Origin of the sequence: Sodalis ligni (genome assembly GCF_016865525.2) — a bacterium.
In the GTDB taxonomy this organism is placed as follows: Bacteria; Pseudomonadota; Gammaproteobacteria; order Enterobacterales; family Enterobacteriaceae; genus Acerihabitans; species Acerihabitans ligni.
The window spans coordinates 2,418,737-2,442,438 of the sequence record NZ_CP075169.1; the positions used below are offsets into that span (position 1 = coordinate 2,418,737).

General features: G+C 55.0%; 17 protein-coding genes and 4 pseudogenes. 11 read left to right on the top strand and 10 right to left on the bottom strand.

The genetic code is table 11. The features are described from left to right. Positions 1 to 27: 27 nt before the first annotated feature. Positions 28 to 444: an RbsD/FucU family protein gene (locus GTU79_RS11305; RefSeq protein WP_132922156.1), complete on the top strand. Its 417-nt coding sequence runs from the start codon at positions 28 to 30 to the stop codon at positions 442 to 444. On the opposite strand, the gene GTU79_RS11310 is transcribed toward GTU79_RS11305, so the two are convergent. Continuing rightward, the gene (locus GTU79_RS11310) at positions 422 to 1,345 is read right to left on the bottom strand and encodes an AraC family transcriptional regulator (RefSeq protein WP_203521850.1); all 924 of its coding nucleotides are present in this window, start codon (positions 1,343 to 1,345) and stop codon (positions 422 to 424) included. The genes GTU79_RS11305 and GTU79_RS11310 overlap by 23 nt on opposite strands. A gap of 102 nt (positions 1,346 to 1,447) precedes the next feature. Here GTU79_RS11310 and GTU79_RS11315 point away from each other — a divergent pair, with 102 nt between their 5' ends. The 3 genes from GTU79_RS11315 (at position 1,448) to treY (ending at position 6,606) form a co-directional block, all read left to right on the top strand. Then, the gene (locus GTU79_RS11315) at positions 1,448 to 2,182 is read left to right on the top strand and encodes an SDR family oxidoreductase (protein WP_203521849.1); all 735 of its coding nucleotides are present in this window, start codon (positions 1,448 to 1,450) and stop codon (positions 2,180 to 2,182) included. Positions 2,183 to 2,290: 108 nt separating this feature from the next. Further along, entirely contained in the window at positions 2,291 to 4,078 is a 1,788-nt protein-coding gene (treZ, locus tag GTU79_RS11320) for a malto-oligosyltrehalose trehalohydrolase (protein ID WP_214513944.1), read from the top strand. Between the two features lie 41 nt (positions 4,079 to 4,119). Continuing rightward, positions 4,120 to 6,606 (top strand): malto-oligosyltrehalose synthase, encoded by a 2,487-nt coding sequence (treY, locus tag GTU79_RS11325; RefSeq protein WP_253073647.1) that lies wholly within the window; start codon positions 4,120 to 4,122, stop codon positions 6,604 to 6,606. Between the two features lie 208 nt (positions 6,607 to 6,814). Here the strand turns inward: treY and cadR are convergent, their stop codons facing one another. After that, positions 6,815 to 7,246: a Cd(II)/Pb(II)-responsive transcriptional regulator gene (gene cadR, locus GTU79_RS11330; protein WP_203521846.1), complete on the bottom strand. Its 432-nt coding sequence runs from the start codon at positions 7,244 to 7,246 to the stop codon at positions 6,815 to 6,817. 227 nt (positions 7,247 to 7,473) lie between these two features. On the opposite strand from cadR, the pseudogene GTU79_RS11335 reads away from it, so the two are divergent. Beyond that, positions 7,474 to 9,615: pseudogene (locus GTU79_RS11335) on the top strand (heavy metal translocating P-type ATPase). Positions 9,616 to 9,674: 59 nt separating this feature from the next. Here GTU79_RS11335 and GTU79_RS11340 read toward each other — a convergent pair. Then, complete coding sequence (locus GTU79_RS11340; RefSeq protein WP_203521844.1) at positions 9,675 to 9,968, bottom strand: hypothetical protein; 294 nt, start codon at positions 9,966 to 9,968, stop codon at positions 9,675 to 9,677. Between the two features lie 272 nt (positions 9,969 to 10,240). On the opposite strand from GTU79_RS11340, the gene GTU79_RS11345 reads away from it, so the two are divergent. Then, a complete protein-coding gene (locus tag GTU79_RS11345; RefSeq protein ID WP_253073648.1) occupies positions 10,241 to 11,209 on the top strand; it encodes a Gfo/Idh/MocA family protein in 969 nt (322 codons plus the stop codon). 125 nt (positions 11,210 to 11,334) lie between these two features. Here the strand turns inward: GTU79_RS11345 and GTU79_RS11350 are convergent, their stop codons facing one another. From GTU79_RS11350 to GTU79_RS11360, 3 genes are all read right to left on the bottom strand, one after another. Continuing rightward, complete coding sequence (locus GTU79_RS11350; protein ID WP_214513945.1) at positions 11,335 to 12,789, bottom strand: anion permease; 1,455 nt, start codon at positions 12,787 to 12,789, stop codon at positions 11,335 to 11,337. Positions 12,790 to 12,883: 94 nt separating this feature from the next. Continuing rightward, complete coding sequence (locus tag GTU79_RS11355; protein WP_132922147.1) at positions 12,884 to 13,513, bottom strand: hypothetical protein; 630 nt, start codon at positions 13,511 to 13,513, stop codon at positions 12,884 to 12,886. A 49-nt stretch (positions 13,514 to 13,562) separates the two neighbouring features. Continuing rightward, positions 13,563 to 14,306, bottom strand: coding sequence for an indolepyruvate ferredoxin oxidoreductase subunit alpha (locus GTU79_RS11360; protein WP_203521842.1), 744 nt, complete (start codon positions 14,304 to 14,306; stop codon positions 13,563 to 13,565). 393 nt (positions 14,307 to 14,699) lie between these two features. Between GTU79_RS11360 and GTU79_RS11365 the strand changes: the two are divergent. Then, positions 14,700 to 16,033: pseudogene (locus GTU79_RS11365) on the top strand (sigma 54-interacting transcriptional regulator); the annotation flags it as partial. After that, on the top strand, positions 16,034 to 16,492 hold the full coding sequence (locus GTU79_RS30230) for an AAA-type ATPase lid domain-containing protein (RefSeq protein WP_253073649.1): 459 nt from the start codon (positions 16,034 to 16,036) through the stop codon (positions 16,490 to 16,492). A 206-nt stretch (positions 16,493 to 16,698) separates the two neighbouring features. Here the strand turns inward: GTU79_RS30230 and GTU79_RS11370 are convergent, their stop codons facing one another. After that, positions 16,699 to 17,283 carry a DUF308 domain-containing protein gene (locus GTU79_RS11370; protein WP_203521840.1) on the bottom strand — a complete coding sequence of 195 codons (585 nt, stop codon included), beginning with the start codon at positions 17,281 to 17,283 and terminating at the stop codon, positions 16,699 to 16,701. Positions 17,284 to 17,595: 312 nt separating this feature from the next. Here GTU79_RS11370 and GTU79_RS11375 point away from each other — a divergent pair, with 312 nt between their 5' ends. Next, entirely contained in the window at positions 17,596 to 18,183 is a 588-nt protein-coding gene (locus GTU79_RS11375; protein WP_132922143.1) for a TetR/AcrR family transcriptional regulator, read from the top strand. A 97-nt stretch (positions 18,184 to 18,280) separates the two neighbouring features. On the opposite strand, the pseudogene lptG reads toward GTU79_RS11375, so the two are convergent. Both lptG and lptF read right to left on the bottom strand, forming a co-directional pair. Continuing rightward, positions 18,281 to 19,367, bottom strand: a pseudogene (gene lptG / locus GTU79_RS11380) (LPS export ABC transporter permease LptG). Continuing rightward, positions 19,364 to 20,434 carry an LPS export ABC transporter permease LptF gene (lptF, locus tag GTU79_RS11385; protein WP_214513946.1) on the bottom strand — a complete coding sequence of 357 codons (1,071 nt, stop codon included), beginning with the start codon at positions 20,432 to 20,434 and terminating at the stop codon, positions 19,364 to 19,366. The pseudogene lptG and the gene lptF overlap by 4 nt, the downstream one beginning before the upstream one ends. A 396-nt stretch (positions 20,435 to 20,830) precedes the next feature. On the opposite strand from lptF, the pseudogene GTU79_RS11390 reads away from it, so the two are divergent. Both GTU79_RS11390 and GTU79_RS11395 read left to right on the top strand, forming a co-directional pair. Continuing rightward, positions 20,831 to 22,166, top strand: a pseudogene (locus GTU79_RS11390) (lipopolysaccharide biosynthesis protein). Beyond that, positions 22,166 to 22,999 carry a hypothetical protein gene (locus tag GTU79_RS11395; RefSeq protein WP_214513947.1) on the top strand — a complete coding sequence of 278 codons (834 nt, stop codon included), beginning with the start codon at positions 22,166 to 22,168 and terminating at the stop codon, positions 22,997 to 22,999. Before GTU79_RS11390 ends, GTU79_RS11395 begins: the two are co-directional and overlap by 1 nt. Positions 23,000 to 23,072: 73 nt before the next feature. Here the strand turns inward: GTU79_RS11395 and GTU79_RS11400 are convergent, their stop codons facing one another. Next, positions 23,073 to 23,630, bottom strand: coding sequence for a YtfJ family protein (locus GTU79_RS11400; protein WP_203521835.1), 558 nt, complete (start codon positions 23,628 to 23,630; stop codon positions 23,073 to 23,075). Positions 23,631 to 23,702 lie beyond the last annotated feature (72 nt).

Sequence of the window (23,702 nt, forward strand, 5' to 3'; positions counted from 1 at the left end):
CGTCTGGCATTTGCCTTAGGAAAAATCATGATCAAATCTGAAATATTGCACCCTGAATTATTAAGCTGCCTGGCAAAATGCGGACACAAAACCAATATTGTCATTGCTGACAGCAATTATTCCTTTGTCACCAATTCGGCGCCTCATGCCACCATTATCTATCTTAATTTTGCGCCCGGAATGATACGAAGCACCGTGATCCTGGAGAAAATCCTAAAATATATTAATATCGAAACGGTGACCTTCATGGAATATCCCGCCGATTTTGACAATACCATTGAAGCGGAATATAAAGCCATTCTGCCGGCGGGTACCGATATTGCCTACGTCGGCAGAAATGAATTTTACGCCGCCGCCAAATCGCCGGACACGCTGCTGGTTATCGCCTCGGGAGAAGCGAAACGATTCGCCAATCTTATTATTACCGTCGGCGTGGTGTCTTAGAAAGAATATATGAGCGCGAATATTGCTTCGGGGCGAGGGCATAAACGCGTTTGAACGCGTGCCCGAATGCGCTCTCGGAGGAGTATCCCACCCGGAAGGCCGCCGCGGCAACCGTTGAACCGCGTCGCAACATATCCCGCGCCAGCCGCATTCTCCAGCGGAGCAGGTAGTCAAGGGGCGACAGGCCGACTATGGATTTGAACCGTTTTGAAAATGCGGAACGCGACATGGCCGCCGCGTTGGCCAATGCCTCTAGCGTCCAGGGGTAAGCGGCATTACCATGCATTAGTCCGATGGCTTTACCGATCCTGACATCCACCAACGCGCCCAGCCAGCCGAAATCCTCCCCGTTTCCCTGATCCAGCGCTGCCCGCAGCACCTGAACGAGCAGGACGTCGGCCAGCCGGTCGGTGAGGACGGCGGTGCCTATCTGCGTCCCCCGGATCTCATGGTCGAGAATCTGCAGCGTGGAGCGAATAACCGATGCCGAAGGGTTGCCGGCCGGTATCAGCAGAAAACGCGGCAGCGAGCCGAGAAGCAATTGTGCATCCGACGCTTCAAAGCTGAAGCTGCCGGCCAGCAAAACCGTGTCGTCCCCTTCATGATGCGCGATATCCGACTGCGCCCAATCGAACGCCGTGATGCCGTCTTCCGGCGCCCGGTGTTCGTCATTCGCCAGCACATAGGCCGGCGCGTTGGCGAGCAGAAAACAGTCCCCCGCCGCGAGCTGATGGCGTGGTTGGTCGCTAAAATCGATCCAGCAGGCGCCACGGGTCACCGCGCCGAACTTTAATGCGGGTTTCGCCGGAAAGCGATAGGACCAGCCTCCGCTGGCTTCAAATCTTGTGCAACGCGCGGCGCGAACGTTTAAAAGAGAAAAGACTTCAGAGAGAGGGTCCACAGATTGAGCCGATCGCGACGGTTTTAAAGAGTTTCAAGCATAGATCGTCCACTTTTCCCGTGCAAGAATCATTTTCCAGCCACCTGAAAAGAGACACGATAAATGAGTATTGAAGGTAAGGTCATCGTCATCACCGGCGCCAGCAGCGGGATCGGCCGGGCCGCCGCGCTGCTGCTTGCAGAACGCGGGGCCAGTATCGTACTCGGCGCAAGGCGGTCCGACAGGCTCGCGGCCCTGTCCGAGGCGATCGTGGCCAAGGGAGGGAAAGCGTCATATCTCGTCACCGATGTCAAACGGCGCAACGACGTCATCCGACTCGTGGCACACGCCGTCGAGCGATTCGGCAAGCTGGACGTTCTGGTCAATAATGCCGGGATCGCCCCGATTTCCCTGCTGGACGACCTGAAAGTTGAGGATTGGGAAGACATGATCGACGTGAACGTAAAGGGCGTACTCTACGGAATTGCCGCGGCTTTGCCCGTTTTCCGTCGCCAGGGCTTCGGGCATTTCGTTAACACGCTGTCCACCGCCGGCATACAGATTGTCCCGGCCATGGCAGTCTACGCCGGTTCGAAAAACGCCGTCAGGGCGATCTCCGAAGGACTCCGCCAGGAGGCCGGCCCGTCGCTTCGGGTGACGACCATCTCCCCCGGCTATGTGGATACGGAACTGCCCTCGTCGATGACGGACGCGGCCCTGCGGGAACGGGGCGAGGCGAGTATGAAGGCAATGGCGATTCCGGCGGGCGCCATAGCCGAAGCTATTGCATTCGCGGTGGCGCAGCCCGACAACGTGGATGTCGGCGAGGTAGTGGTGCGTCCCACTGCCCAAGCGTAAGAATTAAAATTCCCGCATCTTGGTCTATTATTCTTCTTATGCCGCTTGGTGTCGGGACAATCGGATACCGTTCAAACATCCCCGTTCTGAATTTAATGAGGCCAATGAATGGATTCCAAATCATTTTTCAAAAGTTGGGGCGCCGAATATGTCGCCGACGGCGCCGTCCGCTTTCGCCTCTGGGCGCCCGGCCAGGACAGGGTGACGCTCAGGCTTGCCGGCGAAGACGCACAGATGAGTCCCCTCGGCGACGGCTGGTTCGAACGGCTGGCAACCGGCGTGTCCCCCGGCGCGGAATATCATTTTGTTCTCGCCGACGGCACGGCGGTGCCGGACCCCGCCTCCCGCGCCCAGAAGGCGGATGTCAATGGCCCGTCCCTGGTCATCGACCCCAGGCGCTACGGCTGGCGGAACGGCGAATGGCGCGGCCGCCCCTGGGAAGAAACGGTTGTCTACGAAATGCACATCGGCACCTTCACCCCGGAAGGCACGTTCCGGGCCGCGATGGAAAAACTGCCTTATCTCGCCGAACTCGGTATCACCATGATCGAGGTGCTGCCCGTTTCGCAGTTCGGCGGCAACCGTGGCTGGGGCTATGACGGCGTGCTGCTTTACGCGCCGCATTCCGCCTATGGCGCGCCGGAGGATTTCAAGGCCTTTATCGATGCCGCCCACGGCCACGGCCTCTCGGTGGTGCTGGATATCGTGCTCAACCATTTCGGCCCGGAGGGCAATTACCTGCCGCTTCTGGCGCCCGATTTCTTCCACAAAGAGCGGATGACGCCCTGGGGCGCCGGCATCGCCTATGACGTCGATGCGGCCCGCCGTTATATCGTGGAAGCGCCGCTCTACTGGCTGGGGGAGTTCAATCTTGACGGCCTGCGCTTCGACGCGATTGATCAGATTGAGGATACCTCCCGCAAGCACGTGCTGATAGAGATAGCCGAGCGTATCAGGGCCGGGATAACCCACCGGCCGATCCATCTGACGACCGAGGACAGCCGCAACGTCATTTTCCTGCATCCGCGCGGGGAAGACGGCTCAGCGCCGCTCTTCACCGGCGAATGGAATGATGATTTCCACAATGCCGTCCATGTCTTCGCCACCGGCGAGACGCATGCCTATTACCATGATTTTGCCAAGGAACCCGAAAAACTTGTGGCCCGTGCCTTGGCGGAAGGTTTCGCCTACCAGGGCGAGGTTTCGCCGCAGACGGGCAAAAAGCGCGGCGTAAAAAGCGCCGGCCAGCCGCCGGTCGCCTTTGTGGATTTTATTCAGAACCACGACCAGGTAGGCAACCGCGCCCGGGGCGAAAGGCTGATCGGCCTGGCCGGCGTTGACCGCACCAAGGTCCTGCTCGCCGCGCTGCTCTTATCGCCGCATATTCCGCTGCTCTTCATGGGCGAGGAGTATGGCGAGAATAATCCCTTTTTGTTCTTCACCGATTTCCATGGCTCACTCGCCAAGGCCGTGCGCGAGGGCCGGGCGAAGGAATTCGAGGGCCATGCCGGCCATGAGGGCGAAAGCGTGCCCGATCCCAACGCCAGGAAGACCTTTGAGATGTCAAAGCTTGACTGGAAAAAAACGGGCGGCAGGGATGGGAAGGACTGGCTGGCGCTCACCCGAGAGCTGTTGGCGCTGCGCCGGCAGTATGTCGTGCCGTTGCTCGCCACGGCCGGCGGCAATGCCGGCAGGGTGGTGAAGACCACACAAGGCTTTCTTGCCGTCACCTGGACTTTCCCGAAAGGCATTTTATCGATGGCGCTCAATATCAGCGAAACGCCCCAGCCGCTTCCCCACCTGCCTGGCGAGACGATCTTCGTCTGGCCGAACGCGGCAAAGGAGCTGCCGCAGCATGCCATCATTGTCCGTCTCGCCGCAGGAGCCGCATCGTGAAAATCCCCACCGCCACTTACCGTATTCAGTTTCGCAACGGCATGACCTTCGACCGCGCCGCGGGGCTTGTGCCCTACCTGAAGCGGCTCGGCATCAGCCATCTTTATGCTTCGCCGGTGTTCACCGCCACCGCCGAATCGACCCACGGCTACGACGTGACCGACGCCAATGAGATAGAGCCCGCCATCGGCGGCCGGGCAGGTTTCCACCGCATGGTGGCGGCATTAAAAGGCGCGGGTCTGGGTCTGATCATTGACATTGTGCCGAACCACATGGCCGCTTCACTGGAAAATCCGTGGTGGCGCGACGTTATCGAGCATGGCGAAAACAGCCGCTACGCCCGGCATTTCGACATTCACTGGTCGCGCCGCCTGACCTTACCCTTCCTCGGGGATACCTTCGACGCCGTGCTGGAAAACGGCGAGATTGCCGTGCAGCCCGACCCGAAGACCGGCAAGCCGGCTTTCGCCTATTACGACAGCTTCTACCCCCTTGCCCCGGAAACCTGGGCGGACCGCGAGGCGGAAGTCCTGAATCTCACCGATAAGGCGAAAATCGCCGAACTGCACGACAGACAGCCCTATCGACTGATGTCTTGGCTGGAGGCGCCGCGGGATCTCTCCTACCGTCGCTTTTTCGAGATAACCGGTCTGGTGGGGGTCCGGGTCGAGGACAAGGCCGTTTTCGACGATACCCACCGGCTTATCCTCGAACTGGTTCATTCCGGGGCGGTGGACGGGCTGCGGGTGGATCATGTGGACGGGCTCGCCGACCCGAAAGCCTATCTCCATCGCCTTCGCCGGGAGGCCGGACCGGACTGCTATATCACGGTGGAAAAGATCCTTGCCGAGGGGGAGGATATTCCGGCGGACTGGCCGATTTCCGGTACAACCGGTTACGAATTCATGGCATCGCTGGCGGATGTACTGGTAGACGGCGATAAAATCGGCGCCCTGCGCAAGGCCTATCACGATGTGGTGGGCAAGCCGGTAAATATGGAATCTGAACTGCGGGCGGCCAAGCTTTTGATGGTGGATAAAAATTTCGAGGGTGAATTCACCACCCTGTTGATGCTTGCCATGGCGATCGCCAGGGGGGAAGCCGTGCGGCTTGACGAGAAAGCCGCCAGGTCGGCCCTGCGCGAGCTGCTGGTTGCTTTTCCGGTCTACCGCACCTACGGCACGGCGCAAGGGTTGCCGCCGGCGGACTATGGCCTGCTGCAAAAGGTGGCCGCCAAGGTGAGGACCGGCGTGAATGCTCCCGATCCGGAGGCGCTCGATTTCCTTATCCGCATTCTCGCCGGCGAAATCTCTGAAGACGCGTCTGGCGAGGCCGCCGTTTTCCGCACCCGATTCCAGCAGTTGACGGGTCCGCTGATGGCCAAATCGGTGGAGGACACGCTGTTCTTCCGTCAGCACATGGCGCTGGCCCTCAACGAAGTGGGCGCCGAACCGGTGCCGCGCGTCTTTCCCCTGGACCGCTTCCACGCCCAGATGAAATTGCGGCTCGAACGGCATCCCGATGCGCTTTCCGGCACCTCGACCCATGATACCAAACGCGGCGAGGACGCCCGCGCACGGCTCTACACGCTCACCGAAGCGCCGGACCTCTGGGCGGCATGCGTCGCCCGCTGGCGCCACATGAACCAATCCCACATCAAGGCCCTCAACGATGGTCCGGCGCCGGAGCCGGCTGTCGAATGGATGCTCTATCAGGCGCTGGCCGGCGTCTGGCCGACAACGCTACACCCCCATGACGTGACGGGATTACGGGCGCTTGAAGAGAGGTTTGCCGCCTATGTGGAAAAAGCGTTGCGGGAAGCGAAGCTGCGCACTAACTGGGCCGACAGCAACGACACCTATGAAAAGGCCGTACTCGACTATGCGTGCCGCCTGCTTTCGCCGGCGAACCATGACTTTCTCCTGGATTTTTTCGGCGCGCTGCAACCCTTTATCCGCGCCGGCCTGGTCAACAGCCTTACCCAGACCGTCGTCAAGCTGACGGCGCCGGGCGTGCCGGATATCTACCAGGGCAGCGAGGCGCTGGATTTCAGCCTCGCCGATCCCGACAATCGGCGTGAGCCGGATTTCGCCGCGCTCGAACGGCTGTTGCCCGAGGATGACAAGCCGGTTTCCACCACCGAAGAGGGCTGGCTGCGCGGCCGGCTCAAACAGCATGTCATCGCCAGGCTTCTGCGTTTACGCCGGCAGATGCCGACGCTGTTTCGCCAGGGCGACTATCTGCCGCTCGCCGCCGCGGGCAGGCGTGGGGAAAACGTCCTGGCTTTCGCACGGGCGGAAAATGATGATGCGCTGATTGTCATCACCCCTTGTCTGGTTTTCGGCGCGCTGAGGGACAGCCTTGCCCGGCCGCAGATGAAGTGTTGGCCGCAAACGGAAATCATCCTGCCCCATCGGCTGGCCCACCGCCGCTACCGCAACATTCTCAGCGGAGAAGAGATAGTCTTGACCGACCGCATCGACCTGGCATCAGTGGATGGCTGTTTGCCCGTCATTTTGATGAGTTGATGATTTTTATGTCATTATGGCCATCGGGGTCGCCATTCGATGGCTGTTGACCGCTATGCGGTGTTTGAAATAACACCGGCTTGGATGAATAGCATCGACGGCTCCTGGCTTACGGCGTGTCTCAGCCCCCTAGAGATCCAGACACCTATTCCCGCTTAGCTTAGTGGATTGGCCCTGGGATCGTAGACTGTAACCAATAACAACGTCGCTAACCCAGATGCGTATGCCTTTCCTGCGCAGACCCGACGTCCATCGATACGATGCCCTGCACAATGCCGCAGGCGTCCACCCGCTGTTCACTCCGGCAGCGCTTGCGCAGGCCGGTAAGCTGCTCTTTAAGCTGGGTCAGCTCCCTGATGCGCTCCTCCACATGGTCAATATGCTCCTCAAGCAGATGGTTGACCGCGCCGCATCCGGTGTCGGGCCGATCCAGCAGGCTCAGCAGCGAGCGGATTTCCCCGTGGGTCATATTCAGCACACGGCAGTTGCGGATAAACCGCAGGCGCTCCACATGGGCCGGCGTATAGCTGCGATAGTTGGCGGCAGTACGCACAGGGACGGGCAGCAGCCCCTCTTTTTCATAAAAACGCACGGTTTCCACCGTGCAGTGCGCCAGTTGCGCCACTTCACCGATTTTCATGCCGGCCTCCTTTAGGTCTTGACTCTATAGTAGCTTCAGGGTGTGCAATACGCCATAGAGAATATTAACCGGAGCAAAACATGGCCTTTCAGCGCATAACCCCTATCACCACGCCGCCCGACTGCTGCCATGCCCGCGTCCCGGGGCGGGGGAACGATATTGAAAGTCCGGCCGAGGGAAATAAACTTCACCCGCGGCCATGCTGTGGGGCGGAGGCGGCGCATCCCATGGCGCCGGGCCGCGCCGCTTTGGGCGCAACCGGTCTTCCCACCGGCGTCCGGTTAAGCAGGCTGTATATTGACCAGATGGATTGTCCCACCGAAGAAGGGATGATCCGCAAGAAGCTGGGCGGGATGTCCGCTGTGCGGGACATGGAGTTCAATCTGATGCAGCGGGTGCTGACCGTCATGCACGAAGACGATGCGCTACCCGCCGTTGAAGCCGCCATTCGGGAACTGGGCATGGATAGCCGGCCGGTGGCGGACGCGGCGGCCGGCGCGGCCGGCAATGCCCTGAGCCAGCGGCCAAGCCGTGGTGGCCGCTGGCGCTGGCGGGCGTCGCGGCGCTGGCCGCGGAGGGTCCATTGGGCGGGATGGCCGGTGTGGATCGGCGCTGCGCTGGCGCTGGCTGCCATTGCCATCGGGGGCCTGGGCACCTATAAAAAAGGCTGGATCGCGCTGCGCCACGGTAATCTCAATATCAATGCCTTGATGAGCATTGCCGTCACCGGGGCGCTGCTTATCGGCCAATGGCCCGAAGCGGCCATGGTGATGGTGCTGTTCGCCCTGGCGGAACTTATCGAGGCGAAATCCCTCGACCGCGCGCGCAACGCCATACGCGGACTGGTACAGCTTACCCCCGAACTGGCGACGGTGCGGCAGCCGGACGGCGGCTGGGCCGACGTCTTTGCCGGCGATATCGAACCGGGGCGGATCGTGCGGGAAAAACCCGGCGAACGCATTGCCCTCGACGGCATTATAACGGAGGGCCAATCCAGCGTGGACCAGGCGCCCATTACCGGCGAGAGCCTGCCGGTGGACAAAACCGCCGGCGATACGGTATTCGCCGGCACCATTAACGGGGCGGGCGCCTTTGAATTCCGGGTCACGGCCGCCGCCGCGCATTCAACGCTGGCGCGCATCATCCACGCGGTAGAGGAAGCGCAGGGCGCGCGCGCCCCCACCGCGCGGTTTATAGACCGTTTCGCCAGGATCTATACGCCGGCGGTGTTTGTCATTGCCCTGGCCGTCGCCGTACTGGCGCCGCTGTTGTCCGGCGGCGGTTGGTACGAATGGGCATACCGGGCGCTGGTCATGCTGGTTATCGCCTGCCCGTGCGCCCTGGTGATTTCGACGCCGGTGACGATTGTCAGCGGCCTGGGCGCCGCCGCGCGAAACGGTATTCTCATCAAGGGCGGCGCCTATCTGGAGGAAGGCCACAAGCTCGCCTGGCTGGCGCTGGACAAGACCGGCACCATTACCCACGGCAAACCGGCGTTAACCGATACGGTGGTATTGACGCGGGATGCAGGGTTAGACCCGGTGCTTATCGCGGTGGCCATCGCCGCCCGATCGGATCACCCGGTCTCCCGCGCGGTAGCGGTGGGGCGGCAAATGAGCGGCGCGCTGCCGGAAGTCACGGCGTTTAGCGCCCTGCCTGGCCGTGGGGTGCGCGGTACCGTGGACGGAGTTAATTACCAGTTCGGTAATCATCGGCTCATTCATGAACTCGGGGTTTGTTCCGCCGATCTGGAGGCGCGGCTCGGTGAACTGGAGGCGCAGGGCAAGACCGTGGTGTTGCTTAGCGACGGCAAACGGGTGCTGGTATTGTTCGCGGTGGCGGATACCGTTAAGGACAGCAGTCGTGCCGCCGTCCGGGCGTTGCATGCGTTGGGCATCAAAACCCTGATGCTCACCGGTGACAATATCCACACCGCCCGCGCTATCGCCGGTCAGGTCGGCATCGATGACGTCCTGGGCGATCAACTGCCGGAAGACAAGCTGCGGGCGGTGGAGGAGTATGGGCGGCGCGGCAAGGTGGGTATGGTGGGCGACGGCATTAACGATGCGCCCGCCCTGGCGAGGGCCGACATCGGATTTGCCATGGGCGCGGCGGGGACCGATACCGCCATTGAAACCGCCGATGTGGCGCTGATGGATGACGACCTGAATAAGATCGTGCGCTTCGTTCAGCTATCCCGTGCGACCCGGACGGTGCTGGTGCAGAATATCTCGCTGGCGTTGGGCATCAAGGCCGTCTTTCTGGCACTGGCCATGCTGGGCATGGCCACAATGTGGATGGCTGTCTTCGCCGACATGGGTGCCAGCCTGCTGGTGGTGGCGAACGGACTCAGGCTTACCCGCGGGTAACTCTGTGCATATCAGGTTGAGAGAGACGATTTGGGGTGTATGCTTACGCAGAAGCAAGGTTACTTATCTTCTTCAACCCCATTATCTCTTGAAAAAAGAGAGGATTGAGATTTGACACGTATTTCTAACTGATCAGCCAATCGCTTAAATTGTTCTCTTAACCGTTCATCCCGGCTTTCGTTTTGGCCCTCGAATTTCAAAGCGGCAATAGTATTGGCAAGTCTTTCTTCAGGTATTGCGAACGCCAGATATTCGAAAGCAACTCGCAATATCCCTACTTCTAAACTCAAGTGATTGATAGCCTCCAACATGTCATTAATATTTACCGTTCTCGGCTGATCTTTATCAGGCATAGATATACTCCTCTTACCCTAGAATTTTTTACCATACCACTACGGTCATAGTGATTAAAGCGATAATCAGCGTATGGAAAACTCCCGGCTAATCGCTGGATTCAGGGAATTGTTTTTGTTCTTCGGCGGCAGTCTTTGCTACTATCCGTCTTTCATCGCGACGGGGTGTTTATGGTGTTGTCGCGGCAATCATCCTCATGAACTTCCTGCCAACCTTGGCTTGTTTAAGACAACAGTATTAGAGGCAATGCATGCAAACGATTCGCTGGGGCATGATCGGCTGCGGTGATGTTACCGAGGTGAAAAGCGGGCCCGGGCTTTACAAGGCTGCGCATTCCGTCTTGCTGGGCGTGACGAACAGAACGTTAGCCAAGGCCGAGTCATATGCATTGCGCCATGGTGTGTCCAGAGTCTATCCGGATGTGGCTGCTCTGCTGGCGGATCCCGAGATTGATGCGGTGTATATTGCCACGCCGCCGGCCGAGCACAAGGCGCTGACCCTGCGCGCCGCCGCCGCCGGCAAACACGTGTACGTGGAAAAGCCGATGGCAATGAACTACGACGAATGCAAGGAAATGATGGCGGCCTGCCAAGCTGCCGGTGTTCGGCTCTATGTGGCGTTCTACCGTCGCGCCATGCCGCGTTTCCTGCAGGTGAAAGACTGGATCGACCAGGGCGCCATCGGCACTGTGTGTACAGTGAGCATTCTGCAGCGTCAGAAACCGGCGCCCGAAGAACTGTCGCCGGAGACGTTGCCCTGGCGTTTGCGGGCCGATGTGGCCGGGGGCGGAAAATTTTTGGATATGGGCGTGCATGTGCTCGATATGCTCGCGTTCTGGTTCGGCCCGGTCAGCGAAGTACATGGTCAGGCCGGCAACCGTGGCGGTGTTTACGCTGTTGAAGACACCGTCACCGCGACCTGGCGCCATGCCAATGGCGTCACTGGCGTGGGTAGCTGGTGTTATGTGGGCCACGATAATGCCGATCGCGTGGAGATCACCGGCACGCAAGGCCGCATCGAATTCGAATTTTTTGCCGATTCACCGCTACGCCTGGTCACCTTGGCAGGGGTGAAGGAAACCCTTGTCGCCAATCCCATCCATGTGCAGCAACCGTTTATCCAGAGTATTGTCGACGATCTGAATGGCATAAGCGTTTGCCCGGGCGATACGCAAGCCGCGGCGCAAACCAGTGCCGTCGCCGATAGTATCCTGGATTCGTTTCGCCGGAAATCAGACTGATTGTCCGCCGGACCCCTTCGTTAAACCACGGGAGGAGACATGCCTGTCCCGACCGGGTACATTGTCAACGAGCGCGAAGGAGACATCCCTGTCTCCTTGGAGCGGCTCATTCCATTGAGCATTCCCTAGAACTGCACCAGGCCGATAACATCCCACCATACCGGGCCGACCAGGGCGAAAATGCCGGTGAATATCACACTGAACAATAGCCCGAGCAGCCAGAATGGTTTGAGCGGAATATAGCCGGAATCAAAGAAAATGGGGGCTGAGCCGTTGCCATAATGGGTGAGACCGCTCATGAAGTTGCCGGCAAACCCCAGGCTGATGGCCGCCAGCATAGGCGGCGTACCCAGTGCGAGCAGAAGGGGCAGAAATGCCGGAACCATAGCCGCCGTGTGCGCGGTGGAACTGGCAAAGAAATGGTGCGCATACATATAGCTCAATATCACCAAAACGAACGCTGCCTGCCATCCCATGCCGCCCAGAGACGCAGACAGGTGCTGCGTCATCCAGGGAATGAATCCCATGGAGTTCAGATACTTGGCCATCATTACCAGGGCGGAAAACCACACCAGTGTGTTCCATGCGCCTTTCTCGGCGGCAAGGTCTCCCCAGGTTAACACCCGGGTAAGAAGCATGACGACGAGACCGGTCATGGCGGCTATCGTGGCATCGATATGGAACAGCTTGGCGCCAAGGGTCCACAGAAAAATCAGACCGATGAATACGCCAAGCATGATGTATTCGTCCCGTTTGACCGCCCCCAGCTCGGCGAGTTTTTGCTTTGCTATGGTAACGGCTTCAGGACTTTTTTTAATTTCAGGCGGCCAGACAAGCATGAGCACCAGGGGCAAAACCCCCAGACAGACGAGGCCGGGCACGATTGCCGCCATGAACCAGGTGCCCCAGTCAAGATGGATGCCGTGGTTAACGGCAACATTGGCGACGATGGGATTGAATGCGGCCGCCGTCAGGAACATGGCGGATACCACCAGGTTTCCCTGGAAAGCGTTCGCCATGATGAACGACCCGAGGCGCCTTTCCGTACCCTTGGCCGGATCGCTGTCATACGCCAGGGAGATGGATTGCTGCAATGGAAACAGGATACCCCCAAGGCGGGCGGTGTTGGAGGGCACCACCGGGGCGATGACGAGGTTGGTCAATGATGTTGCATAGGCGAGTCCAAGGGTGGTTTTTCCCACCTTGCTCATGAACAGGTAGGCAATACGCTGCCCCAGGCCGGTTTTACTGAAGGCCCGTGAAATAAAGAATGCCGTAACAATAAGCCAGATGGTGGGATCGCCAAAGGAGATCAAGGCCTGTTCCGCTTTGAGGGTGCCTGTCAGACCGCACATGACAATGCCTGTAAACGCAACGACGACCATGGGGTACGGCTTGATGATGAATCCGAGGATGGTTGAGAGAAAGATTGCAAATAGCTGCCAGGCTTTGGGGTCCAGACCTTCCGGCGCTGGGGAGTAATATATGGCGAGGAAAATGACTACCCAAAGGATGCGTTGCCAATTGGCGCCGAGAAAGTTTTTTTCGGTCTTTCCGACGATAGGAATAATCGCTTGCATGATATCTCCTAATAGACGCCGTCGGAAGTCTTCGCGACTTTCGACGAATGGCGTAAATAATAGTTATTGAGAACCTGTCGTTTTTATCCTTGCATTAACAACCCTGATTATTGCCGGCGAGAATACCTGCCGCCCTGTCAGGATTGAACACGCCGCACATGCAAATGCCGCCCATCTTGTTCGCTGCTTCTTCCGCCGTCATCCTTCCCTGGTCCACATCATGTTCAAGCGCCCGCACATACTTGGCCGGTATGCGTTGATGACCGCACATGGTGGTGATGGACAGGGTTTTGGGGTCGGTCAGCCTGGAGGTATTGCCAAACACGCCCAGGGACATGTTGGCATAGCAGGGCGTCACCCCGGCCTCTTTACAAATGCGGACAAGCTCGGTGATCACTCCGGAAAGAAGGATGGACTGGTTCAGCTCTTTCTTCTTTAAAATCCGAAGAAATTTTACCGCCGCCCTTGGGTTGGAAAACACGCCGCGCAGGCGCGAATTCTTTTGCAGCCTGGCTTTTATCTCCGCGGCGGGCATGGTGAGAATGGTGCCGATCTTGGTGTCGCCCCAGTTGGCAACGTCACCGCTTTCTTCCACCGCCCGAAGGAGGTGCCTGGCGGTTTCGGGAAAATTGTCGTCGTTCAGGCCCTTGGTGGAGTAAGCCAGCCAGCAGATTTCTTCACCTTGCGACTCGGGCGTTCCGGCTCTGTATAATGTGTGAGTCATATCATCATTCCTAAAATATATTATATTGCCATTGGGTACAGTCACTGCATCACAATGGGGGAAGCCTCGATAAATCGGGCGAGTACGGTTTACCTAACCCGACGTTGATTTTGGAACGCACCGGGCGGGGAATTCCCAGGTCATCAAAGCAACTCAGCACCTCTTCATTTTCGATATTCTCGTCCACAGGGAGAATAAGGCCCGGACAGAGCACAGTATCAATTTCTGTTGATACCTCCTTTAGCGCCTTGAGGATGTCGGGGAGCTTGCTCTTATGGAAATCACCTTCGGTGAGAAGACTGTGCATGTGCACATCAAGACAGTCCGGGCGAAATTTCCCGGTCGTGCGGTCGGGAATGATGGTTGCAAGAGGAAAATCGCCCTCGGCAAACTCCATGCCCGCGGCCATTAACGCCGTAATGATTTTTTCTGCGTCACGGAGATACAAGCCGACGCCAGGCCTGCCCATATCCAGGCAGATGCTGAAATAGTCGGGCTTGAGAGTGGGTTTCACATCTAGGGTTTTTATTTCTCTTCCCCCCCGGCCTGCGTTGCCGCCGGTGACGCTGGATCCTCTGGGGTCGCCAAAAGTCTGCTGAAAAATCTGCAGGTCAGTCAAATCGGTTGTGGGATGAATAGCTCCGAAAGGGCAGCTATTTTCACAGCAGCCGCAAAGTGTGCACTGTTTGGGATCTACTTTACATTTACCGTCGAGGTAGTCGATCGCATCATCAGGACAAAAGAGCAGACAGGTTTTACAACCCGTACAGAGAGATTGATCAATAAAGCTCATGATATTTACCATATCCTTTAACATGTGAGGGTAGGTTGACCCATGTTCAAATAAACATTAGGCATATCCTGTGCCAAACAATGTGAAAGAAATTATTTCGGTGAATAAGCTAATAATCCACGGCTTTATAAATCAACGAGCTGCAAGAAAATAATTCATTTATCTCATGCTAAAACCCCGAGGAAAATAAATCAAAGTTTGTTCCATGCAACATAATAAATAACCAATAAGGGGTATAACTGTTTCAAACGCATAAGACCGTTTCATGGCGCGAATTTATAGGGTTAGCAGCAGTGCGCATGATAATGATAATGATAAGGAGTCTCCTTAATGAGCAGTATTACTTTAATAGCAGCCGACAGGAATTCATTTTCTCTTGGACACAAATTAAGTATGCAATTATTTCCCGAGATTCTCGTGGTCCGGGGCGTATTGGGAGAAGGCGTGGCGGCGGCAGCGAATCAGATACGGCAGGGAACGGAGATCCTCATTAGCAGAGGGGCCACTTCCCAGGCAATCAGGGCTGCATTTCCCGCCCTGATTCATGTGACCATCCAGCGCTCAGCCTTCGACTATATTTCCGCGCTTAACCTCGCTCAAAGCGTTGGCAGCCCCATCGCCGCCATCGCCCTCCCGCATCTCGTTGATGGATTGACGGCCACCGCGCGAATTCTGAATCTGCATCTGCGTTTGTACCCCATCTTCAAAGAAGAGGAGGTGGAGCCCATTATATTGCGAGCCATTAACGAAGGGGCCTCTGTTGTTGTCGGCAGTTCCTCAACCGGTATCGCCGCGGCGCGATTGAAAGTGCCTTACGTTGTTGTGCAAAGCGGCGAAGAAAGTATTATCGCCGCCATGAACGAGGCGCAGCGTATTTATGAGACGATGCGCATAAACCGGGCGGAAAGTTCCCTCCTCCATGCTGCGGTGGATGCCGCTGATAACGGTATCGTTGCCATAGACAGAATGGGAAGAATCGTCGCGTACAACGTGATGGCTGAACGAATCATGGGGGTCGGCATCAGCGACGCCCTCAGTAAACCTTACTCAAAACTGTGGCCGAAATTCGATTTTAAAATGGCGATAAGGAATGACTCGACTCCACTGTACCTTTCGCCCGACGGGACGTCCGAGGTTGCAGGCACCGCAAGGCCCGTGAAGAGCCATGAAGAAACGGTAGGCGTCGTGGTGAGTTTTCAGGAGAAGGGCCACCAGCATAATCTGGCTTCGCCCAGCAAAAAAACGACTGGAACCGGGCACATCGCCCGTGCGCAGTTCGAGGATATCCAGGGTTCGAGTCCGGCCATGCAAAGCACCGTCGCCCTGGCAAAACGCTACGCCCAGACAGATAGCACCGTATTTATCGTCGGTGAAACCGGCACCGGAAAGGAATTGTTCGCCCAAAGTATCCATAACTTTAGCCCGCGGGCCAAGAAATCCTTCGTCGCGGTGAATTGCTCTGCGCTCCCCGGTTCACTGCTGGAAAGCGAGCTTTTCGGCTATGTCTCCGGCGCCTTCACCGGCGCCAGCAGCAAGGGTAAGGCGGGACTGTTCGAGCAGGCGGATGGCGGCACGATTTTCCTGGATGAGATCACGGAAATAGAACCGCACATCCAGACAAAATTGTTGCGCGTGCTCCAGGAAAAGCAGGTTATGCGCCTTGGTAGTGATGCCATCACCCCTTTGACGTGCGCATCATAGCGGCGAGCAATGAGGATATACCCCATTTGCTTGATGCCGGCAAGTTTCGCTCGGATCTCTATTACCGGCTCAGCGTCCTGATGCTGAACTTACCGCCGCTGCGGGAAAGACAGGAAGATATCCCTCTTTTGTGCCGCTATTTTCTCAAATTACATACCCCTAAAACGGCCCTCTCGCCAAGCTTCACGCCGGGAGCCCTGCGTCAACTCTGCGAATGGCCGTGGCGTGGCAATATTCGAGAAATGCAAAACGTTATGATCCGTGTCGCCACCACGGTGAGAGAGCACCTGGTGGAGAAGGAGACCATACGGGATTTGCTGGAAGGGACCCTGTGTCTGGGGACGGATCCTGATTTTTCCCAAGGGAGGGAAGAAAGTATCCGGCAGGCGCTCGCCAAGGCCGGGGGCAAAAAAGGCAAGGCCGCCGCCACCTTGGGCATGAGCCGTACCACCCTCTGGCGGAAAATGCGGGAAATAGAGATGTAGGCCGAAGACACCCGGCTGACCGTGCCGCCGGTTTCGTAATACAAATTAAACAGATAGCTGAGTGATGGGTCGAAAGCCTTATATCTCGGCAGGTGCGGCGCAAGCAGGAAGGTTTCGAAAAACCAGGCGGTATCAATCCAGGAAGGTATGAAAGCACGGTAAAATAGCCCCCCAGGACGTGGCGTCGGTCCGGTGGGCGGCTCTGTTCAGCGGACGAGCGCGTTTGACCGTTGGCGGATGTTCTTGACGGTCAGCCAGGTAGCCGAAATGATGAAGTACAGCGCACCGAAGCCCGCGTAGGGCGCAACGATGGACACATCCAGCGGGATGCCGCTGGCAGCCTGCTTAAACATGAAGGCACCGGCTAGCGCGGACTGCGCGCCGCTGAGGATCATCGCCCACTGGCCCCCTGACGTCTTCCAGCGGCGAACGGCGGTGGCCAGTTGCAGCAAGCCGGAGAAGATAGCCCATACGCCGAACACCTTGATCGTGGCCTCCATACTCACTGTCAGCGCCCAGCCGATAGCAATGGCGACGACGATGCTGACGATGAAGTTGAATTTTTGCGGCGGGTTGGATCCGAGGCCGCCGTTTTTACCGGCATCAAGGTAATTGGCGAATGCGTCCCAGGCCGGATACAGGACCAGCAAGGCCGCCCCGATGGCCGGGTTGTGCTTGCCGATGAGGACCGCGAGTATAATCCAGGCAACTGAAACGCCTGCCCGCAAAAAATAGTAGATCTGGAGCCACTGGTTCTGTGAGCTATCAGGGGTAGAGTTGGCACTTTTCATGACGGTTCTCCAAAAGGTTGGGTTGGCTGCTAAAACTACCTAACGACAGGTAGTTTGTCAACCCGCGACTTTGTAAATTACGGCAACGGTGATTCCGTTACGCTCTGGTTGAAGCTGATTTGGCCGATATTGGAAGCTAACCCATTAGAGGATCTGCGGGCGAGACGCTACTTGCATAGACATGTGGGGATAGGCATACGGGTCAGCATCAATTTTATGATTGCTCTTGACATTAAAACTACCTTCTAGTAGGTTTGCTTGCCCAATGGCCGACTTCCGCCAATCACTATCTCTTATTATTGGTCTTATGCCATGACTACTGAGCGTGCACACAAAGCAAACGAAATCATTTCTTATACCAGACAATTACTGACATCCGGTGGTTACCGGAGTTTCAGCTTTGCTGATATTTCAGAAAAGGTAAATATCCGTAAAGCAAGTATTTATCATCATTTTACCAGTAAGGCCGAGCTGGTCAGTACTGTCGTTGCCCAGTATCGGGAAGAGGCGCAAGCGGGAATGCAGATGCTTAACCGTAAGATCAATGACCCGGTGGCTGAACTGCAGGCATATGCGGATTACTGGTCTACCTGTATCAGGGATGGCTCTTCACCGTTTTGTATTTGTGCCATGCTGGCCGCTGAGTTACCCACGCTGCCGCCTGAAGTGGCCGCTGAAGTTTCCGGACATTTCACCGATCTTTCCCGCTGGCTGACCGCGTTGCTCAGCAGGGGAGAAAACAAAAACGTATTTAAACTTCGCGGCACGCCATCCGCCGAGGCTAATCTGTTAATGGCGACGGTACATGGTGCTATGCTGGCGGCACGTGCCTTTGATGACGTTGAGATTTTTCAGCAAATTGTGCAGCCATCAATCAATAATATCATTCTTACCGCCTGATAATTTGGATCGGTATTTGGGCGGAGCGCAAACCAAAGCCATGTGAGAGTGCCGCTCTTCGATGCTGCTTTGGTTCATTGCGATGGGGCAAATACAGTCAGTGCCGCTTATCAAATCGATACACTAATCCCATCGCTGTGAGAAGGAGCAAAATCGGCGGCGTAAGCGTCGTTAATCGGACGTTGAGGGAAAATAACAATCCCAGGTTAACGATGATTTGATAGCTGACGTACGTGAGCAGCCCAACAATGACGCCAACGGCTAAACGGCTGCCTAAACCTGGCGCGCGGGGGACGCTAAAGGTAAATGGGATTGAAAGTAAAATCATTGCCAGAATTAAAATCGGCCGTCCCAGTTTTGCCATAATGCGAGCTTAAACTCGATATTGGGCTGATCGGTACTTTTCAGGTAGCGAATATAATGATTGAGCTGCTTAATGGAAAAACTGTCACTGGGCATAGTGAGCTCTTTCAGGCTCATATTGGTGAATATGGATTGCCAAAGCAAATTATCCTGCGTTCCTGCGGTTTCTTTTCCATTTGCCCAGCTCTTTTGATTAACGCCATGCAGCGCCCACATTCCATTATCAAGAATAGAGGCTTTTCCGCATAAATATAAGACTCCAGAGAAAGGTCCGGCTTGTAGTGAAATATCTCGACGCCTATGGGTTGATTATGTTCATCCAAGGTCTTTACCGTAACAAATTCATTGTTGTGCCTGGCCCACAGAATATTCCCGGTGTTAATATTATCAGCAATATTACCGGCCTGAGCAACGGCGATTTCCTTAAGTTGTACTGCGCGTTGCTGCAGGGGAGAAGCAACCCACTCGTCGAGCACGCCTAATGACACGGTTAAAATCAAACCTGAATATAAAATGACCACGGAAATTCTCAAGATGGAAAGGCCACTGATGCGCATCGCTGTCAATTCTTGAGTTTTCGAGAGTTGTCCAAGCCCCACGATACCGCCCAGTAACGCAATAAAAGGACCCAAATCGATTAGGTATCTGGGAATTTTCATTAATACAACCACAAGGGCCTGGGTCCAACGGTATCCGTTGGCGCTTACGTCATCAAGCTCATTGATAAAGTCAAAAGTTGTAAATAGCGGAATCAATAATGCGGCAGCGGCTAAAAAACCGATAAAGACGTTAAAGATGATGTAACGACTGAAAATGTTCATCGAAATAATTTCTGCATAAATGAGTATTCACGGGCTATCAAAATCAATACCCCAAGCGACATGAGCAAGGAGACCAGCCATATCCCGGGAATGACCGGAAGGGTACTGTTGGCAACCAGCGTGCGGCAGATGTTGCCGCCATAAAAAATGACGGTAAATAATACGGCCAGGGGAAGTAGCGTCGCAAAGCGGCCTTGCCGTGGTTTGGTGCGGCTTAAGGAGGTCGCCAGCAGCGCCATTAAAACAGCATTTATTCCGCGGCTTTCCCGCCACTGCAGTTCTGCGATATCGGCAGGATCGGTGGAGCGTGATAACTCCGCTGTTGATGCCGACTTACTCTTGGCATCAATACTCTGCTTAAGGGGTTTGAGATGCAGTGCCAGATTATCATAAATCTGCTCGGTGTCTTCCGTGCCTTTATGATCCAGCTGGTAAGCCGTGCCTGAGTGCAGCATCACCGAGGGAGTGGTGGGCGATGAATCTATAACCTCCAGCGAGCGGACTCTGTATACGGAGGTTTTGTTGGCGGAGGGAGTATAAATCAGCGCATCGGACAGGCGGTTGGACGCCGGGTCGATATGCTCGGCCAAGATCATTCTGCCGTTATCATTGATATTAAACTTTTTCGGTCGCAAATGACTGACATCCAGTTCGGACTGTGATTGCTGTTTTAATTGATAAATTTGTGCATAGGCCCAAGGCCTGCCGTACATAGAAAGCACCGTTACCAGCATGCCCAGGGGAATAGCCAGGATCAGAACGGATTTATGCAGTCGCAAAGGACTTGAGCCGGTGGCGAAAATTGCGGTTATTTCAGAATCGTTATAAAGCTGGCCAAGAGCAATGGCGACTGAAACATAAAGACCAACCGGTAGCAGCATTTCCAATGCAATCAATACCTTATAGAAGACAATATCTACTACGGCTTGCAAGGCTATTATACCGTTAGCCGCATCAGTCAGGTAGCGTTGGGCTGAATAACTGGCAAAAATGAAGATGAGAAAACCCACGATGATCATCACTAACCGGCGGGTCTCGTCCATGATGTAGCGCTCAATCAAGTACATATATTACGAACACCCCACATTACCCATAAAGCATAAAGAATATCTGTTAAATTGTATTAGTCTCGACGCGCTCTGACATAATCCCTTGAAAATAGCTCGTAACCGGTTTTGATAAGGTGTCGAATCCTTAAGCTAAACACAAAAGTCAGCTCTCACGCTTCATACTAACAATCCCATCATCAAACACAAAGCCGCTTTGAGTCCGGCTCTATCAGATCTTGTAACACGTGGTGACATTCTAACCCGCAGGGACGGCTTAACGGGTTCATGTTCTTAGGCTTTTCAATGCTATCCAGGATCAAAAGCCTTTAGGTTGGCCTGGATTTGGTTTATTCTGTCATCCTGCAGAGTTATCGATAACTGAGTACGGCTTCGCTAATATGGCTGGTTTTTACCATGAAGTATTGGTTTTCCGACGGTGCATTTCGCACTATCATACGCAACTCCGCCTATTTGGGCTCCGGTAATGTGGCCAGTGCCTTACTTGGCTTACTTGCGCTTTCTTGCGCGGGTAAAGGCATGTCACCCGAGATGTTCGGGGTACTCATCGTCATTCAATCGTATACCAAAGCGATCAGTGACTTTGTCAAGTTCCAAACGTGGCAGTTCGTGGTTCAATTCGGCACGCCGGCATTGGCGAATAAAAATCCCCGGCGATTCCGCGATGTGATTTCATTTTCGTTCGGCCTGGATATTGCAAGCGGGGCCGTTGCAGTGATTGGAGGGATGCTGCTGCTGCCGCTGCTTTCTAAATCTTTAGGACTTAATGCGGAAAGCTTCTGGCTCGCAGTGCTTTATTGCACCTTAATTCCCTCCATGACATCGTCTACCCCCACCGGCATTCTGCGGGCGGTTGACCGGTTTGATTTAATTGCTGTTCAACAAGCAGCCAAACCCTTATTGATTGCGATCGGAAGCGTCATCGCTTTTTTCTGTCATTTAGGTTTTGCGGGTTTTATCATCACCTGGTATGTCTCCAACTTAATTGGCGGAACGATGTTTTGGTGGTTTGCCGCCCGTTAATTGCGCCGCTTGAATATCCATGGCGCTTTACGGCCCAGTTTATTTGAGGCGGCGCGTGGCATAAAGGGCGCCTGGAACTTTGTATGGACAACAAACATTGCACATTCTATTTGGGCAGCCCGCAATTCGTGCAGTACAGTTTTAGTGGGTATTATCTTGGGGCCGGCAGCGGCAGGGCTGTTCAAGATTGCAATGACATTTTTGATGCAACAGGAACGCCGGCCAAGTTGCTGGAAAAGAGTTTTATCCCGAGATTATGCGCTTAGACCCACGCACTAAAAGACCGTGGTTGCTGGGGCTTAAATCCGCAGTGTTGGCCGGTGGCATCGGTATACTTGTTGCGCTGGTGGTGGTGGTGGTGGGAAAACCGTTAATATCGGTTGTATTTGGCTATAAGTATCTGCAAGCCTACGATTTGATTCAGATTATGCTAAGCGCCATTGTTGTGTCCATGCTGGGCTTTCCTCAAGAGTCCTTATTGTTTATGGCGGGTAAACAGCGGGCATCTTTGATTGCGCAGGCCCTTGCTTCGGCTTTATATATCCTGCTTTTAGTCTTGCTGTCTCATGCTTTTGGTGTGCGAGGTTCTGCGTTTGCCTATTTTGCGGGCCAGTGTCTGGATGTGCTGTTTTCTCTTATACCGACTTTATGGGTTTACCGTCACCGCAATTTACTGGGGTTTAGCATACCCATAGAGAGTACCAAGTAATGCCTAGCGTCAATTGGAAAAAATTCGCTCCTGAAACTGTGCAGCTAATATTCACTGCAGTGGAAGAAGATGACATTGTTAATGACCAGACCAGCCTACCACAATCTATTGATTTACAATGCTCTCAAGAAAATATCCGGAATTATTATGCATTGTGCCTGCAGTTTTGGCAGGAAGGCTTTACCCGCTTGGAGCTACGGGGCTTAGTGCATAAGGTATTAAAAGGCGGTGAATTATCAGCGACTGAGCGAATGCAATACAAATATATTCGCTCGCGCTATAAGCATTTACGCTTTGCGCAGCGGCTTTATAGTAAAAAGCATGAATCCAGCCTTTTTTTTCGCCAAACCACCGTAGTACTTGGGCACTTTCAGGATGCTTTTCGTAACGGGAATAAAGATGCTATTAGATTTTACGGCAATATTTTACGTATTTATCTAAGCCTACCGGTTTGGATACGGGTGCATTATGCTTTACGTCATACCCGTTTGGACAGTGAGAATGGGTTTATTGTGTATCGCCAGGAGCAAATGCGAGCGCTGCGGGCGCTGGTAGCTAAGCCGCAGCTAACAGGAAGGGAATTCCACAGCGTGCGCAAATTCATCAGTCAGCAGGTGTCATATTATGACACGTTGAGATCTATTGACCCGAGCAACCAGGATGCCTACAAAATTTCCAGATTTTTAGCGAATATTAATGGCTTAATGGGCGACTGGCATGATGAGATGGTGGCGGATAAGCTGGCGGGACGAAAGGCATATGACGAACCCGCTCTGTTGGATATCAATATCCGCCAGCGTTTGGAGTTATTCCTCGCACGTTATCCAATGTAAGTTTGTCAGCCGGTCAATGGATCGCACGTTATTCAATGTGAGTTTGTCAGCCGGTCAATGGACGCCAGGATTTCTATTTATCAAGCAATGTGTGCACTAGGGTGATCACCTGATGCACCTCCTCAGGCGTCAGGGCACCGTCTTTTGCCCACTGAATGCGTCCTTCTTTATCCAACACCACAATTGCCGAACTCTCTTCATCCAGCTGCCAGGCTTTGCGGGCCAGGCCATTGCTGTCGATGATAAATTGCGCCCAAGGATAGCGCTTTTTGTTTTTCTCGATTTTGCCGCTCACGAACAGGCCGGTGCCTGGAATAGCATCGTCGGCGTTGACGATGGTGGTGGGCTGAAAGCGGTCATTGGGAAACTTCGCGTCCTCAATGGCTTGGATTAGCATCGAATTCTTCTTTTTTGCGGAGGTGCGCCCGGCGATGTGCTGCATTACGCGAACTTTTCCCTTCAGCTGAGAGCTGTTCCAGTTTTTATAGCTGAACGTATCATTATCCAGAACCAATTCTCCTCGGTCCGTAATGTCTACCGGCGCGACAGGTTGTCCGTTGACAAAGTTATGCGCAAAGGCCATCAAGGGGAACAGGAGAAGGGGAAAGGTCATTAATTTTCGTAACGTCATGATTTTTCCTGTTTTTTGCAGGCGATTTTATGATGTGGGGTGATAACTATCCTGTCACGGGAGGCCAGGTCA

Coding starts and splice junctions, on each gene's coding strand:
- GTU79_RS11305 (WP_132922156.1), top strand. CDS start 28: ATGATCAAATCTGAAATATTGCACCCTGAATTATTAAGCTGCCTGGCA.
- GTU79_RS11315 (WP_203521849.1), top strand. CDS start 1,448: ATGAGTATTGAAGGTAAGGTCATCGTCATCACCGGCGCCAGCAGCGGG.
- treZ (WP_214513944.1), top strand. CDS start 2,291: ATGGATTCCAAATCATTTTTCAAAAGTTGGGGCGCCGAATATGTCGCC.
- treY (WP_253073647.1), top strand. CDS start 4,120: ATGACCTTCGACCGCGCCGCGGGGCTTGTGCCCTACCTGAAGCGGCTC.
- cadR (WP_203521846.1), bottom strand. CDS start 7,246: ATGAAAATCGGTGAAGTGGCGCAACTGGCGCACTGCACGGTGGAAACC.
- GTU79_RS11340 (WP_203521844.1), bottom strand. CDS start 9,968: ATGCCTGATAAAGATCAGCCGAGAACGGTAAATATTAATGACATGTTG.
- GTU79_RS11345 (WP_253073648.1), top strand. CDS start 10,241: ATGATCGGCTGCGGTGATGTTACCGAGGTGAAAAGCGGGCCCGGGCTT.
- GTU79_RS11350 (WP_214513945.1), bottom strand. CDS start 12,789: ATGCAAGCGATTATTCCTATCGTCGGAAAGACCGAAAAAAACTTTCTC.
- GTU79_RS11355 (WP_132922147.1), bottom strand. CDS start 13,513: ATGACTCACACATTATACAGAGCCGGAACGCCCGAGTCGCAAGGTGAA.
- GTU79_RS11360 (WP_203521842.1), bottom strand. CDS start 14,306: ATGAGCTTTATTGATCAATCTCTCTGTACGGGTTGTAAAACCTGTCTG.
- GTU79_RS11370 (WP_203521840.1), bottom strand. CDS start 17,283: ATGAAAAGTGCCAACTCTACCCCTGATAGCTCACAGAACCAGTGGCTC.
- GTU79_RS11375 (WP_132922143.1), top strand. CDS start 17,596: ATGACTACTGAGCGTGCACACAAAGCAAACGAAATCATTTCTTATACC.
- lptF (WP_214513946.1), bottom strand. CDS start 20,434: ATGTACTTGATTGAGCGCTACATCATGGACGAGACCCGCCGGTTAGTG.
- GTU79_RS11395 (WP_214513947.1), top strand. CDS start 22,166: ATGCCTAGCGTCAATTGGAAAAAATTCGCTCCTGAAACTGTGCAGCTA.
- GTU79_RS11400 (WP_203521835.1), bottom strand. CDS start 23,630: ATGACGTTACGAAAATTAATGACCTTTCCCCTTCTCCTGTTCCCCTTG.